Annotated in this window: 12 protein-coding genes; 7 read left to right on the plus strand and 5 right to left on the minus strand. The window is 67.3% G+C overall.

Annotated elements, in window-relative coordinates:
• Positions 1 to 81 precede the first annotated feature (81 nt).
• The 3 genes from Mspo_RS14900 to Mspo_RS14910 form a co-directional block, all read right to left on the minus strand.
• Positions 82 to 1,791, minus strand: coding sequence for an AMP-binding protein (locus tag Mspo_RS14900; RefSeq protein WP_159731078.1), 1,710 nt, complete (start codon positions 1,789 to 1,791; stop codon positions 82 to 84).
• A 213-nt stretch (positions 1,792 to 2,004) separates the two neighbouring features.
• Positions 2,005 to 3,030, minus strand: a complete 1,026-nt coding sequence (locus Mspo_RS14905; RefSeq protein ID WP_244613465.1) for a nickel/cobalt transporter — start codon at positions 3,028 to 3,030, stop codon at positions 2,005 to 2,007.
• Positions 3,027 to 3,674 (minus strand): DUF1007 family protein, encoded by a 648-nt coding sequence (locus tag Mspo_RS14910; RefSeq protein WP_244613466.1) that lies wholly within the window; start codon positions 3,672 to 3,674, stop codon positions 3,027 to 3,029. The genes Mspo_RS14905 and Mspo_RS14910 overlap by 4 nt, the downstream gene beginning before the upstream one ends.
• Positions 3,675 to 4,129: 455 nt before the next feature.
• On the opposite strand from Mspo_RS14910, the gene Mspo_RS14915 reads away from it, so the two are divergent.
• The 4 genes from Mspo_RS14915 (at position 4,130) to Mspo_RS14930 (ending at position 10,380) form a co-directional block, all read left to right on the plus strand.
• Positions 4,130 to 7,639, plus strand: coding sequence for an indolepyruvate ferredoxin oxidoreductase family protein (locus Mspo_RS14915; RefSeq protein WP_159731080.1), 3,510 nt, complete (start codon positions 4,130 to 4,132; stop codon positions 7,637 to 7,639).
• A gap of 116 nt (positions 7,640 to 7,755) precedes the next feature.
• Entirely contained in the window at positions 7,756 to 8,817 is a 1,062-nt protein-coding gene (gene tsaD / locus Mspo_RS14920; RefSeq protein ID WP_159731082.1) for a tRNA (adenosine(37)-N6)-threonylcarbamoyltransferase complex transferase subunit TsaD, read from the plus strand.
• Between the two features lie 28 nt (positions 8,818 to 8,845).
• A complete protein-coding gene (locus tag Mspo_RS14925; protein ID WP_159731084.1) occupies positions 8,846 to 9,394 on the plus strand; it encodes a phospholipase D-like domain-containing protein in 549 nt (182 codons plus the stop codon).
• Entirely contained in the window at positions 9,391 to 10,380 is a 990-nt protein-coding gene (locus Mspo_RS14930; protein ID WP_159731086.1) for an NAD(P)H-dependent glycerol-3-phosphate dehydrogenase, read from the plus strand. Before Mspo_RS14925 ends, Mspo_RS14930 begins: the two co-directional genes overlap by 4 nt.
• A 245-nt stretch (positions 10,381 to 10,625) precedes the next feature.
• Here the strand turns inward: Mspo_RS14930 and Mspo_RS14935 are convergent, their stop codons facing one another.
• Complete coding sequence (locus tag Mspo_RS14935; protein WP_244613467.1) at positions 10,626 to 11,702, minus strand: DUF2865 domain-containing protein; 1,077 nt, start codon at positions 11,700 to 11,702, stop codon at positions 10,626 to 10,628.
• Positions 11,703 to 11,896: 194 nt separating this feature from the next.
• Between Mspo_RS14935 and Mspo_RS14940 the strand changes: the two genes are divergently transcribed.
• The gene (locus Mspo_RS14940) at positions 11,897 to 12,421 is read left to right on the plus strand and encodes a CreA family protein (protein WP_159731090.1); all 525 of its coding nucleotides are present in this window, start codon (positions 11,897 to 11,899) and stop codon (positions 12,419 to 12,421) included.
• An 89-nt stretch (positions 12,422 to 12,510) separates the two neighbouring features.
• On the opposite strand, the gene Mspo_RS14945 is transcribed toward Mspo_RS14940, so the two are convergent.
• A complete protein-coding gene (locus Mspo_RS14945; RefSeq protein ID WP_159731092.1) occupies positions 12,511 to 12,858 on the minus strand; it encodes a hypothetical protein in 348 nt (115 codons plus the stop codon).
• A 340-nt stretch (positions 12,859 to 13,198) separates the two neighbouring features.
• Here Mspo_RS14945 and Mspo_RS14950 point away from each other — a divergent pair, with 340 nt between their 5' ends.
• Positions 13,199 to 13,459, plus strand: coding sequence for a type II toxin-antitoxin system prevent-host-death family antitoxin (locus Mspo_RS14950; protein WP_159731093.1), 261 nt, complete (start codon positions 13,199 to 13,201; stop codon positions 13,457 to 13,459).
• A 147-nt stretch (positions 13,460 to 13,606) separates the two neighbouring features.
• Positions 13,607 to 13,945, plus strand: a complete 339-nt coding sequence (locus Mspo_RS14955; protein WP_244613468.1) for a hypothetical protein — start codon at positions 13,607 to 13,609, stop codon at positions 13,943 to 13,945.
• Positions 13,946 to 14,013: the final 68 nt, after the last annotated feature.

Here is a 14,013-nt window from a genome sequence, read left to right on the forward strand (position 1 = left end):
AGGGTTCACGCGCCCTCATCCGTCGCGCATTCGCGCGACACCTTCTCCCGCAGGCGGGAGAAGGGGAAACGCGAGGCGGCTCTACTTGCCGCGCGCGAGATACTCCTCCTTCAGAATGCGGCGCAGAACCTTGCCGACATTGGTCTTGGGCAGGCTGTCGCGAAATTCGAAATGGCGCGGCGCCTTGTAGTGAGTGAGCGTCTCGCGGCAGAAGTCGTGCAGCTCCTCGCCGGTGACATTCGCGTCGCGCGGCACGATGAAGGCGAGCGGCGCCTCGCCCGAATGCGGATCGGGAATACCGATCACCGCGGCCTCCTTCACCTTGGGATGGCGCGTCAGCACATTCTCGACTTCATTGGGATAGACGTTGAAGCCGGAGACGAGGATCACCTCCTTGAGGCGGTCGACGAGCTTCAATTGTCCGTCGGGCAGCATCACGGCGACGTCGCCGGTGCGGAAGAAGCCGTCTTCCGTCGTCGCCGCGGCGGTCTCCTCCGGTCTGTTCCAGTAGCCGGCCATCACCTGCGGGCCCTTGACGCAGAGCTCGCCGCGCTCGCCGAAAGGCGCGGGCTCGCCCGTCGGCAGGCGGATCGACACTTGCGTCGAGGGATAGGGATAGCCGATCGAGCCGGAAAACTCCACGAGATCGGGCCGGTTGCAGGCGACGACCGGCGAGGTCTCCGAGAGGCCGTAGCCCTCTATGATCGGACGGCCGGTGATCTCTTTCCATTTGCGCGCGACGACGTCCTGCGTCGCCATTCCGCCGGAAATGCAGAAGACGAGATCAGAGAAGTCGACGAGCGAGAATTTCGGATGATTGGCGAGCGCCGCATAGAGCGTGTTGACGCCGGAAATCATGGTGAAGCGCGATTTGCGCAGCGTCTTCACGAAACCCGCTATGTCGCGCGGATTGGCGATGAGCAGGCAGGAGCCGCCGATCTTCACGAGCAGCAGGCAGCAGGCGGTGAGGCCGAAGATGTGGTAGAGCGGCAGCGCCGTCACCATCACCTGATCGCGCGGCTCCGGCAGATAGGGGGCGAGCCAGGCCGCCGACTGCGCCACATTGGCCGCGATATTGCGATGCCGCAGCATCGCGCCCTTGGCGACGCCGGTCGTCCCGCCCGTATATTGCAGAAAGGCGATATCGTCGGGGCCGACCTCGGCGTCGCGCAGCGGCGCCTCGGCGCCCAGGCGCAGAACGCGCGAGAAGCGCACGCTCTGCGGCAGGGAAAAGCGGCGCACGGCGCGTTTCACATAGCGCGAGACGAAATTCACGAGATGGCCGCGCAGGCCGAGAAGATCGCCGGGGGCGATGACGACGGCCTTCTCGAGCCGCATCGACGGCCAGGCGGCCTCGACCGTATGCGCGAAATTCTCCAGCACGAAGATCATGCGCGCGCCGGAGTCCTCGATCTGATGGGCGAGCTCCTTCGGCGTGTAGAGCGGATTGACGTTGACGACGATCGCGCCGGCGAGCAGCACCCCGAAGATCGCGGGCGGATAGGCCATCACATTGGGCGCCATTATGGCGACGCGGTCGCCCTTGGCTATGCCCTGCGATTGCAACCATGCCGCGATGGCGCGCGAGGCGCGGCCGAATTCGGCGTAGGTGAGCTCGGCCCCGAAGCTCTCCAGGGCCGTGCGGCCGGAAAATTCGACGACGCTCTGGCGGAACATGTCGACGAGCGTCGAATAGCTCTTCGGGTCGACCTCGGCGGGGACGAAGGACGGATAGGATGCGACCCAGGGCCGAGCGGCGTAGGGATCGGAGGTGAGCGTGGCGGTAGTCATTCAGAGACTCCGGGCGTGGGCGCGACTGACGGCGGCCCCGCTGTCGGCTCCAGGAATAGGGACAATTCGCTGATGAAAACATAGCGCGCCGCGGGCGCGAGCGCAGCCCCGCGCGCGGGGAGATCGTCGCCGCGGCGCAGCAATCGCGCTACCACTCTCGGCTTTGGGCGCGTTTCCGGCGCCGAAGCGGCGTCCCCTTCGGCTGGGAACGTTCTAGCTCATGGAAGGGCCCATGCGCGCGCCGAGAAGCAGCGCGGCGCCGAAAGCGAGCACGAGGAGAGAGGCGAGAAGCTCGGCGCAGCGCAGCAGAAGCTCGGCGCGTCGCGACTTGCGCCTCGTGAGGCGCGAAGCGAAATCCTTGGCGAAGACGGCCGTCGCCGCCAAGGCGCCGGTGGTGACCGCCGTGCCGGCCGACATCAGCAGCGTCGCGCCGGCGCCGGCCATGAACGCGCCCTGCGACAAAGTGAAGACGAGCACGAGAATGGCGCCGGAGCAGGGGCGGAGCCCCGCCGCGACGACGGCGGCGAGCGCGTCCCGCCAGCGAAAGCCGGCGCCGAGGCGCGCGGCGTCGATCGCGTGAACATGGCCGCAGTCGGGGCCATGGATATGGCTCGTATCGTCGACCGCCTCGCAGGCGAAGGCGCCGCCCCGCGCCACGGCGATGGCCGGCGTGAGGGCCGGCTCCCGCGCCGCGGCGAGCAGCGCGCGCCCTTTCACATAGGCGAGGCGGGCCCCGAGCGCGGCGATGGCGGCGTAGCTCGCCGTCTCGATCCAAGTCGCGGCGTCGGTCATCCGCTGCGCCGTGGCGCCGAAGAGAACGGCGGCCACGCCGACGAGCGTGATGGCGACGGCGCCCTGCAGCAGCGCCGCGAAACCGGCGAGCAGCAGCCCGCGCCGCAGCGCCGTCTCATTGGCGATCATATAGGAGGCGAGCACCGCCTTGCCATGACCCGGCCCGGCGGCGTGGAACACGCCATAGGCGAAACTCGCCGCCGCCAGGCTCGCGAAGGCGAACGGATCGGTCTTCAGCGCCTTCGCCGCGCTCTGCAGCTCCATGTGGAATTTGCTCTGCCAGGCGAGCAGCAGGCCGGTGACGCCGCTTGTCGCGCCGATGGGGCCTTCCGAGGGGCCGACGGCGAAAGGATGGCGCGCGGCCTGCGCCAACGCCGCATCTTGCAGCAGAAGCAGCGCGGCGAAGGCCGCGAGGAGCAGCGCGCAATCCCGCGACAAGACCCTCACGGACAGGCCACGACGACGCGCGCCGCGAGCTTCATGCCGAAATCGGCGCCGGGCGACATTTTGGCGAAGAAAGCTTCGTTCAGCTTCTGCGTGTCGATCGCGAGCAGCGGCTTCGGCTCCACGACGCTCGTCGAGCAGCCCGCCGGCGCCGCGGCGAGCGCGACGGGATTTTGCTTCTCGAGATCGAAGGCGACGAAATAGGTCGGGTCATAGATCTGGAAGGAGAAGGGCTTTTGCGCCGACAGGGGCTGTTGCAGCGGCAGGACGAAATGCATGGTGACGATGCGTTTGTCGTCGGCCTCGAGCCACACCTCCTCGGGCGGGCCGAAGGCGGCTTTCGCATTCTGATATTTGGCGAAGGTGAAATAGTCGAATTCGGCGAGAGATTCGGCGTTGGTTTTGGCGAGCGGCGCGAGCTCCTCGCGGCTCGGCGGCTTGCCGTCCTTGCCGAGCCCCTGCAGCGCGAAGGCGGAATACATTTCGTCGAAGGTCCAGGAATGGCGCACGCCCTTGATCTTGCCGTCCGGCGTGAACAGCACCTCGCTGCGCACGGCGACCCAGACATGGGGGTGCGCGGCGGCGGGCGCAGCGGCGGCGAGCGCGGCGGCGATCGTCAGCGAAGCGATTCCAGATCTCATCGGCATAGGGGGCTCTCGCCTTTGGGGCCGCGGCGCTCGTGTCCGTCTCGCGAATCGCCTGCGTTCCGCGCGCCGTCCATAGGCGCCGAAGGCGGCGGAAACAGGGCCGGGCGGCCCGTTTCGCAGGGTTTTCGATCGCGTCGACGGCTCGCTTGCTGGCGTCGCGCGTCGTGACGTATAATGTCACGCCCGACGCCGCAAAGACAAGGCGGGGCGGAAGCGGCCGCGCCGAGGCGGACGGAATACGGATTTCCACGGATGCGGAGGACGGGAGTCTTTTCGCCGACGCGCAAATCCGCAATATGACCTTCGGAAGCGATCCGCGCGAGAGCTTTCGAGCGGGAACGCTTCATGTGGAGAGCCGGCCCGCGCCCCTCTCCGAGACGATGGCGTCGCGCGGCCCTGCGCGAGCGGGGCTCTTGCCCCGCGAGGGCTTCGCGCCGAGCGAGGAGAAAATACGAATGGCGGATGTAGTCGCCGGCGCCACCAAAACCGGCCCCGCCATCGGCGACGTCTCCCTCGCCGACCGTTTCGATCTCTCGAAGACTCACGTGCTCATCAACGGCACGCAGGCGATCGTGCGGCTTCTGCTCATGCAGAAGGAGATGGACCGCCGCGCCGGCTTGCGCACCGCGGGTTTCGTCTCCGGCTATCGCGGCTCGCCGCTCGGCGGCATAGACGCGCAGCTGCATCGCGCCAAGCCGCTCTTCGACAAGAACGACATATTGTTCATGCCGGGCCTCAACGAGGACCTCGCCGCCACCGCCATATGGGGCGCGCAGCAGGCCGAGATGCGCGGCGAAGGCAAATATGACGGCGTCTTCTCCGTCTGGTACGGCAAGGGACCGGGCGTCGACCGCTCCGGCGACGCGCTGCGTCATGTCAATCTCGCCGGCTCCTCCCGCAGCGGCGGCGTGCTGGCGCTGATGGGCGACGACCATACGGCCGAGTCCTCCACCACGGCGCATCAATCCGAATATCATTTCGTCGATGTGATGATGCCGATCCTCTCGCCGGCCGGCGTGCAGGAGATCGTCGACTACGGCCTCATGGGCTTTGCGCTCTCGCGCTACGCCGGCGTCTGGGTCGGGTTGAAGCTCATCAAGGACACGGTCGAATCGACCGCCTCCGTCGACGGCTCGCTCGATCGCGTGCGTCCCGTCGCGCCGCTCGATTTTCTGATGCCGCCGGGCGGCCTCAACATACGTCCGCGCGATCCAGTGCTGGCGCAGGAAGAGCGCATGCAGGAGAGCAAGCGCGACGCCATGCTCGCCTGGATAAGAGCCAATCGCCTCAATCGCATCGTCACCTCCGGCGGGCCGAACGCGAAAATCGGCGTCATCACCGTCGGCAAATCCTATCTCGACGTGCGCCAGGCGATGGACGATCTCGGCATCGACGAGGTCAAAGCCAACGACTACGGCCTGCGCCTCTACAAGATCGCCTGTCCCTGGCCGCTGGAGCCGCAAGGCTTGCGCGAATTCGTGCGCGGGCTCGATCTCGTCATCGTCGTCGAGGAGAAGCGCTCGCTCATCGAGGTGCAGCTGCGCGAGGAGCTCTATGGGTCGTCGCATCAGCCGGTCTGCATCGGCAAGAAGGACGAGGTCGGCGAATGGCTCTTCCCCGTCAAAGGCTCGCTCGACGCCAATGACGTCGCCATCGCCATCGGCCGGCGCCTGCTGAACTACGTTCGCTCCGACGATCTCGAGGCGCGCGTGCGCCGGCTCGAAGAGATGCAGGAGCGGCGCAGGGCCTTGACCGACGCCGGCGTGCGCGTGCCGCATTTTTGCTCCGGCTGCCCGCACTCGACATCCACCCATGTGCCCGAGGGGATGCGCGCCTATACGGGCATCGGCTGCCATTACATGGCGCAATGGATGGACCGCTCCACCGAGGGCTACACCCATATGGGCGGCGAAGGGGCGAATTGGATCGGCGAGGCGCCTTTCTCGACGCGCAAGCATGTGTTCCAGAATCTCGGCGACGGCACCTACAATCATTCCGGCTCGCTCGCCATCCGCTTCGCGGTCGCGACCAAGACCAACATCACCTTCAAGATTCTCTTCAACGGCGTCGTCGCCATGACCGGCGGTCAGGCGCATGAGGGCGAGCTCACCGTCGAGGCCATCGCCCATCAGGTGGCGGCGGAAGGCGTCGCGAAAATCGCGCTCGTCTCGGACGAGCCGCATAAATATTCCTCCGACATACGCTGGCCGCCGGGCCTCGCCATCCATCACCGCAACGTCATCAACAGCGTGCAGAGCGAGCTCGCCGCGACCGAGGGCGTCACGGTGCTGATCTACGATCAGACCTGCGCGACGGAGAAGCGCCGCGGCCGCAAGCGCGGCGAATATCCAGACCCCGACGTGCGCGTCGTCATCAACGAGCTCGTCTGCGAGGGCTGCGGCGATTGCGGCCGCGCCTCCAATTGCGTGTCGGTGCAGCCGCTGGAGACGGAATTCGGCCGCAAGCGCCGCATCGATCAGTCGAGCTGCAACAAGGACCTCTCCTGCCTCGAGGGCTTCTGCCCGAGCTTCGTCACCGTGCATGGCGCGCGCATGAAGAAAGCCGCGCTGCCGAGCGAGACGCAATGTCCGCCGCCGCCCGAGCCCGCCGTGCCGCAGATCGGCGTGGCGCCTTACGGCGTGCTCGTCGCCGGCATCGGCGGAACCGGCGTCGTGACGGTCAGCGCCATTCTCGGCATGGCGGCGCATCTCGAGGGCAAGGGCGTCGGCGTCATCGACATGGCCGGCCTCGCGCAAAAGGGCGGGGCGGTCTATTGCCATGTGAAGATCGGCCGCGCGCGCGGCGACGTCCATGCGATCCGCATAGCGGCGGGCGAGGCCGATCTCGTGCTCGGCTGCGATCTCGTCGTCGCCGGCGGCAAGCAGATTCTCTCGGCGATCGATCCTGCCCGCAGCCATGTCGTCGTCAACAGCGCGGAAGTCTTTCCGGGCGATATCGAGCGCGATCCGGATTTCGTGCTGCCGGCCCGGCGCATAGAGCGGGCGATCCGCGAGGCCGCCGGCGAGCGCGTCGATTTCCTCGATGTGACGGAGCTGGCGCTGGCGCTCCTCGGCGACTCCATCGCCGCCAATATGTTCATGCTCGGCTACGCCTGGCAGAAGGGCCTGCTGCCGCTCTCCGAGGCCGCGCTGCTGCGCGCCATAGAGCTGAACGGCGAGGCGGTGGCGATGAATCATTCCGCCTTCGCCTGGGGCCGCCGCGCCGCGCATGATCTTTCGAGCGTGACCTCCGTCGTCTCCTCATTGCGCGAGCGCAATCCCACGCGCGACGTCTCGCGCACTTTGGAAGAAGCGATCGAGCGCCGCGTCGCTTTCCTCACCGATTATCAGAACGCCGCTTACGCCGCGCGCTATCGCGCCCGCGTCGACGCCGTGGCGCGGCTCGAGAAGGAGCGCGTTCCCGGAACGAAGGAGCTCACCGAGGCGGTGGCGCGCGGCCTGTTCAAGCTGATGTCGGCCAAGGACGAGTTCGAGGTGGCGCGGCTCTACACGGACGGCTCGTTCCAGCGCCAGATCGCCGAAATCTTCGAGGGCGATCTGCGCATGGAGCTGCATCTCGCGCCCAATCTCGTCGCCTTCCAGCGCAAGAACGACATAGGCGGCTCGCGCAAGATCACTTTCGGCCCATGGATGTTCCATGTGCTGAAATGGCTCGCGCGCGCGAGAGGCCTGCGCGGCACCATCTTCGACCCCTTCCGTCCAGACAGCGATCGCGTCGCCGAGCGCAAGATGCTCGCCGATTATGAGACGCTGCTCGACGATATTCTACCGCGTCTGTCGCCCGCCAATCACGCGACGGCGGTGGCGCTCGCGCGCATACCGGAGAAAGTCCGCGGCTTCGGCCACATACGCGCGCGCGGCGTGCTGGAGGCGCGCGCCGAGATCGCGCGGCTCTACGGCGAGTATCACGCCATTCGGCCGGATGTGAAACTGGCGGCCGAGTGAGCGCAGCGCATCCGCCCGCTGATTTGCCTTGTCCACTCCTGCGCCTATAGGTTGGAGCCCCTCTTCGCTTTTGTGGGCGCGCCGATTCGGCTGCGCCCGCGATCAAGGACCCGTTCATGCGCGTTCTCGGCATTGAAACCACCTGCGACGAGACGGCGGTCGCCGTCGTGGCCTCGCGCATCGGCGGCGACGGCGGCGAGATTCTCTCCAATGAGGTGATGAGCCAGATCGCCCAGCATGCGGCCTATGGCGGCGTTGTGCCGGAGATCGCCGCGCGCGCCCATATAGACGTGCTCGACCGCCTCATCGCCCGCGCGCTCGACGTCGCCGGGACCGATGTCGCCGGCGTCGACGCTATCGCGGCCTCGGCCGGGCCGGGGCTCATCGGCGGCATTCTCGTCGGGCTCACCGCGGGCAAGGCGCTGGCGCTCGCCGCCGACAAGCCCTTCATCGCCGTCAATCACCTCGAGGCCCATGCGCTCACCGGCCGCCTCACCGAGCGGCTGGATTTCCCCTATCTCGCGCTGCTCGTCTCCGGCGGCCACACGCAGCTCGTCGCCGTGCAGGGCGTCGGCGATTATCGCCGTCTCGGCTCCACCGTGGACGACGCCGCCGGCGAGGCCTTCGACAAGGTCGCCAAAATGCTCGGCCTGCCCTATCCCGGCGGCCCGCAGATCGAGCGCGTCGCCGAGGAGGGCGATCCCGCCCGCTTCGATTTTCCGCGTCCCATGTTCGGCCGCGAGGGGGCGGATTTCTCGCTCTCCGGCCTCAAGACCGCGGTGCGCCAGGAGATCGCGCGGCTCGGCGCGCCGACCGAGCGCGACGTGGCCGATCTCGCCGCCTCCTTCCAGGCGGCGATCGTCGATGTCATCGTCGACCGCGTGCGCTCGGGGCTGCGCCTCTTCGGCGAGCAGGGCGGCCATCCCAATGGCCTCGTCATCGGCGGCGGCGTCGGCGCCAATGGCGCGATCCGCCGCGCCTTGACGCGCCTTTGCGCAGAGACGGGCCTGCGCTTCGTCTCGCCGCCGCCCGCGCTCTGCTCGGACAATGGCGCCGTCGTCGCCTGGGCCGGCCTCGAGCGCTTCGCCCGCGGCATGACCGACGATCTCACTTTCGCCGCGCGCCCGCGCTGGCCGCTCGACGCCAACGCCGGACCTCTCCACCACGGCAAGGCGTGAGCCGGACGATGCGACCGAGGCCGGGCGGATGAAGCGGCTGTTGCTGGCCGCGGCGGCGACAGTCTCCGTCTCGCCGCAGCCGGGCGGCCTGCTGTCGCAGGAGCCGCTAGCCGTGGGCGTCCGCGTCTTCTACGGGCCGCGCCCCGGCTTCGCGGACATCGATCTGCGCCTCATCGGCGGCGCGAAGAAAACCATCGACATGGCGGCCTATGTCCTCTCCGACCGCGCGCTGGTCGCGGCGCTCGGCTCCGCGGCCATGCGCGGCGTGCGCGTGCGCCTCTATCTCGACGGGGAGGGGGAGCGCGGCCGCGCCGGCGGCGCGCTTGAGGCGATCGCCTCCGCGCCCAATCTGGAAATCCGCCGCAAGGGCCGCTCGCGCGACCTCATGCATCTGAAATCCTACCAGGTGGACGGGCGCGTGCTGCGCAGCGGCTCGGCCAACTTTTCCGTCTCGGGCGAGGAATTCCAGGACAATGACCTCATATTGATCGAGAGCCCGGCCGCGGTCGAGCGTTTCGAGGACACTTTCGAGCGGCTTTGGGCGCGTTCGGACAATCAGAAGATCGGAACGAGATGAGCGAAGAGAAGATCGCCGTTCTGGGCGCCGGCGCCTGGGGCACGGCGCTCGCCAATGTGGCCGCGACCGGGCGGAGCGGCGTCACGCTCTGGGGACGTGATCCGGCCCATGTCGCCGCGCTCGCGCGCGACCGCGAGAACGGCGCCTATCTGCCCGGCCTGCCGCTCGCCGCGGGCGTCGAGCCGCGCGCCGAGCCCGAGGCCGTCGCGGGCTCCCGCGTCGTCCTCGCCGTCGTTCCCGCCCAGGCGATGCGCGAGGTCGCAAAGCGCTTTCGCGCCATTCTGGCGCCGGGAACGGCCTTTATTGTCTGCTCCAAGGGGATAGAGCGCGGCTCGCGCCGCTTCATGAGCGAGGTCGCGGCGGAGGAATTGCCGCAGGTCGAGATCGCCATCCTCTCCGGCCCGAGCTTCGCCGCCGACGTCTGCCGCGGCCTGCCGACGGCGGTGACGCTCGCCGCCCGAAACGAGGCGCTGGCCAAGCGCCTCTGCGAATTGCTGTCGACGCGCGCCTTCCGCCTCTATCGCTCGACCGACGCGCTGGGCGTCGAGATCGGCGGCGCGGCGAAGAATGTGCTCGCCATAGCGAGCGGCATGGCGGCGGGCAGGGGGCTCGGGGCGAGCGCCCAGGCCGCGCTGATCGCCCGCGGCTTCGCCGAATTGCGGCGCCTCGGTCGCGCCTATGGCGTCAATCAGGAGACGCTGATGGGCCTTTCCGGCCTCGGCGATCTCGTGCTCACCTGCGGCTCGGCGCAATCGCGCAATTTCGCGCTGGGCGCGGCCCTGGGGAGAGGCGAGGCGCCGCTCGACGCCGCCCATGGCAAGCTCGCCGAGGGCGCCTTCACCGCCGCGGCGCTGGTGGCGATGGCGAAGGAGCATGGCGTCGAAATGCCCATCGCCGAGCAGGTGGACGCGATTTTGTCGGGCGCGATCGGCGTCGATCAGGCGATCGAGACGCTGCTGATGCGGCCGCTGAAGGCGGAGGCGTGAGCTTTTGTCGACGTTTCCTGTGAGACAATGTTTCGCAGAAACAGGGCGACGCCAATTCCGCCTGGCTCTTTCTGCCGCTATCGCGACGCCGCCGGGCCTCTCGGGTTTCGCCTGGACGCTCTAGGGTCTTACCGTGTTTCATTGAAAACACGGAAAGACCCTAGACTTTTGTTTTGACGCGTTTCCGGACGTCGAACCGGCGTCCGCTTCGGCTGCAAACGCTCTATGCGCGCGAGGAGGAGAGGTCACAAGGTCGGGGCGATGACGCGCACGCGCTTCTTCACGCCGTCGGCGCCGACGATCTCGCGCGTCGTCTCACGGACCTCGGCAGGTCTTTTCTCCGGCCGAGCAGCCTCCGGGCCGGGGGAGGGGAGGCTCGGAGACACTGCGCCGCGCGCGGCCATCGGCCGCGACAGCTCCTCCGCCTTTTCCTCCGAGACGACGAGATCGCCCTTGTTTCGCTCGGCGAGCAGCCGCTCGGCCTCGGCCAGCGCCTCCGCCCAGCTGCGGCCGGCCGGGCGGCAGGAGCAGGCCGGATCGTAGCTCTTGGCGAATTTGAGCGCGTTCGGGTGGTCGGAATAGGGCTCGCCGTCGATCGATACGGCGCTCTCTATGTCGCGAGAAGGCGAGCGCGTGTAGAGCGTCACTTCGATATTCGGGCATTGCGCCCGGCAGAGTTCTTGGAGATCGGCGAGATTGGCGCGCCGCGCCGAATAGCTGACCGGGAAGAAGCCGCCGTCGCAGGCGCGCACGCAGACCGCCATCGATCCGCCGCGCGCCACCGTCTCGCCGCCATTGTCGTCGCTGTCCTGGGCGGGGAACTCACGGGCGGGCTGCGGCTCCTCCTCCGGCGCGCCGAACAGCTCCTCGAAGATGTTGCGCTGGCGGGGGACGACGCGCATCTGCCGGCATTGCTGATCGAAGCGCGCCTGCAGCGCCTGCCGCTGGCCGTCGCCGGAACTGTTCTGGAGCGAGGCGAGATTGGCGCGCATCTGCGCGATGCGGCCGTTGATCGCGCCGCATTGCGGCGGCGGCGCGCTGCCGAAGAACAGGAATTGCTGGCGGTCGCAGCCGATCGAACGGCCATAGGCGACGGTGCGGTCGATCTCTCTCTGCTGGGTCGCCGCGGCGGCGCGATAACGCGCGGCGCCCGCATTATTGCCGGCGGCGGCGATCTGCGCGCGCAGATTGTCGCAATAGGCCGATTGCGACATCGCCGGCGAGGCGAGCAGCGCGGCGGCGCAAAGGGCGAGCGCGCCGAAAGCCCGCGCGAGCGCGCTCTTCCGCGAAAGCTCGCGCCGAATGATATGTTTGGCCGACATCGGTCCTATATTGCGCGATTCGAAAGGCGTGGCGCCGGAAGCAGGCGAATCCGAAACCGGCGAGCGCGGGACCATTTCGGGCATATCGTCCGTCCGATCAATCGGCTCGTGATATTCGTGAGCTTCTTGTCGCGAACAAGGCGCATCACGACATTTGCCGAGGGAATTTCCCGGCGCTCTGGAGGAACGCACTTATGAAGCCGTCCAAATTGGTCCTGTCCGCTCTCGCCGTCGCGGGACTTTTCGCCGCAGCAGGCTCCGCTCCCGCATGGGCCGATGGGCCGGATCTGATCTTTCGCAAGTCGACCGACTTCAAGCTGCTGACTCCGAACGATAAATTGGCGACCTATGTGCTCGACGACCCGGAAGTCGACGGCGTCGCCTGCTATTACACCGTGCATGAGAAGGGCGGCGTCGCGGGAATGTTCGGCGTGGCGGAGCAGACCTCCGACGTCTCGCTCGCCTGCCGCCAATATGGGCCGGTGAAATTCAAGGACAAATTCGGACAGGGCGACGAGGTGTTCAGCGAGCGCCGCTCGGCGCTGTGGAAGCGCCTGCATATTGTGCGCGGCTGCGACGCCAAGCGCAACGCGCTGGTCTATATGGCCTATTCCGACCGGCTGATCGAGGGCTCGCCGGAGAACTCCACCTCCAGCGTGCCGATCCAGCCCTGGGGCGCGGGCGACGCCGCGCAATGCGGCGAGTTCCTGAAGAAATGACCAAGGGGCGGGCCCAGAGCGTTTCCAGCCGAAGTGGACGCCGGTTCGGCGTTGGAAACGCGGAACGACTCTGGGCCCGCCCCCTGTGCTCAGTCGTTGCAGGAGACGACGGCGGCCTCCGCCGTCGCGGGCCTGCGCGCCGAGGCCGGGCCGATCGCCGAGGTCACGTCGTCGGCGCGGCCATAGGCCACCGCCGGGCCGTGACCATGCGACTCGCACCAGGAGTCGGCGACGATCTTCCCGCAACCCTTCTTCTGCGTGATGCATTCGACGACGCCATAGCCTTCGTGGCCGGAAATCAGATAGACGTTTCTCGGGGCCTCGACGGCGCGGGCGCCGCCCTGGGCGGCCGCGAGCAGCAATCCGCCGAGCAGCGGAATAGCGAGACGCGGCAGAACGAGACGCTGAAAATCGGTGGAGAACTCGCTGGAGAACATGGGGGCACGCCTCGCGCAGGGACGCTCATTCGCCTCGCCGCGCTGATTTTCCCTATATGCGATCGCGGTTAAGGCGCGGTTAAGGTCGCGCCGGTCGCGGGCGACGTCCGGCCAGAGCCAGGGCGATCGGGCGAAGGTTTCCTCATCCTGAGGAGCCCGCGCAGCGGGCGTCTCGAAGGACGAGGAAGCCTTCATGCACTGCCATCTGGAACTCGCCCTCGTGCTTCGAGACGGCGGCTACGCCGCCTCCTCAGCACGAGGGCGATGGTCATTGTCCTTGTGGCGCGGACTTACAGCAATGTTGTATTTGCTGTATGTTACAGCATTGTTGGAGGCTGAAATGTCCGAGCCAGGCACTTTCTCGACCAGCGACCTTTCGCGCAAATCCGGCGACATAATAGCCGAGGCGTTGCGTCGCCCCGTCACCAAAACGCAACGCAACAAGCCGCGCCTCGTCCTCTTGAGCTATGAGGACTATCAGCGGCTCAGATCGGGCGCCGACAGCCGAAAGGCTCATCGGATCGAGACCATGCCCGACGATCTTTTCGACGACGCCGAGGCGGCGCTCGCGGCCTATGAGGCCGAGTCCGACGAGCCGTGAGCTTTTAGCGACTTCACGACTGGCGCCGTCATCCGCTATCCGTTCTTGTGGTCACATGAAGCCGAGGCCGCCTCGACCGAGGGCCGCAAGCCGCGACCCGTCGCCGTCGGATTCCGCGTCCCGCGCGCGAGCGGCGAGGTGTTGCTCTTGTTCCCGATCACCAGCAAGCAGCCAACGGCCGGACGCTTCGCAGTGCAAGTGCCGGAGATCGAAAAGCGCCGCGCTGGCCTCGACGCCGACTTACCCTTGTGGATCATCCTCGACGAGTTCAACGAGGACGCGATCGGCCGCTCCTTCTACCTGGAGCCAGAGCCATCGCTAGGCCGATTCAGCCGCGCCTTCTTCCTACCCCCTATTGAAGAAATTCATCGCGCGACGCGAGAGCATTCGAGGCGTCAGGCGCTACGATTGACGGCTTCCGGCGCAAGGCGCTTTATCTGTAGCCAAACAAAGCGTAAAAATCCAGGCTGCGTTCTAAGAACCTGACCCAAAAGTTTCTTGTTCGCGCCGCAGTTGCGTGATTCTGGGGTTCCGAAGCATCGGAGAATGATTCG

It is taken from the genome of Methylosinus sp. Ce-a6, assembly GCF_009811655.1.
GTDB lineage: Bacteria > Pseudomonadota > Alphaproteobacteria > Rhizobiales > Beijerinckiaceae > Methylosinus.

Excerpts from the sequence above, each read along its gene's own strand:
- Mspo_RS14900 (WP_159731078.1), bottom strand. The coding sequence starts at position 1,791 with ATGACTACCGCCACGCTCACCTCCGATCCCTACGCCGCTCGGCCCTGG.
- Mspo_RS14910 (WP_244613466.1), bottom strand. The coding sequence starts at position 3,674 with ATGCCGATGAGATCTGGAATCGCTTCGCTGACGATCGCCGCCGCGCTC.
- Mspo_RS14915 (WP_159731080.1), top strand. The coding sequence starts at position 4,130 with ATGGCGGATGTAGTCGCCGGCGCCACCAAAACCGGCCCCGCCATCGGC.
- tsaD (WP_159731082.1), top strand. The coding sequence starts at position 7,756 with ATGCGCGTTCTCGGCATTGAAACCACCTGCGACGAGACGGCGGTCGCC.
- Mspo_RS14925 (WP_159731084.1), top strand. The coding sequence starts at position 8,846 with ATGAAGCGGCTGTTGCTGGCCGCGGCGGCGACAGTCTCCGTCTCGCCG.
- Mspo_RS14930 (WP_159731086.1), top strand. The coding sequence starts at position 9,391 with ATGAGCGAAGAGAAGATCGCCGTTCTGGGCGCCGGCGCCTGGGGCACG.
- Mspo_RS14935 (WP_244613467.1), bottom strand. The coding sequence starts at position 11,702 with ATGTCGGCCAAACATATCATTCGGCGCGAGCTTTCGCGGAAGAGCGCG.
- Mspo_RS14940 (WP_159731090.1), top strand. The coding sequence starts at position 11,897 with ATGAAGCCGTCCAAATTGGTCCTGTCCGCTCTCGCCGTCGCGGGACTT.
- Mspo_RS14945 (WP_159731092.1), bottom strand. The coding sequence starts at position 12,858 with ATGTTCTCCAGCGAGTTCTCCACCGATTTTCAGCGTCTCGTTCTGCCG.
- Mspo_RS14950 (WP_159731093.1), top strand. The coding sequence starts at position 13,199 with ATGTCCGAGCCAGGCACTTTCTCGACCAGCGACCTTTCGCGCAAATCC.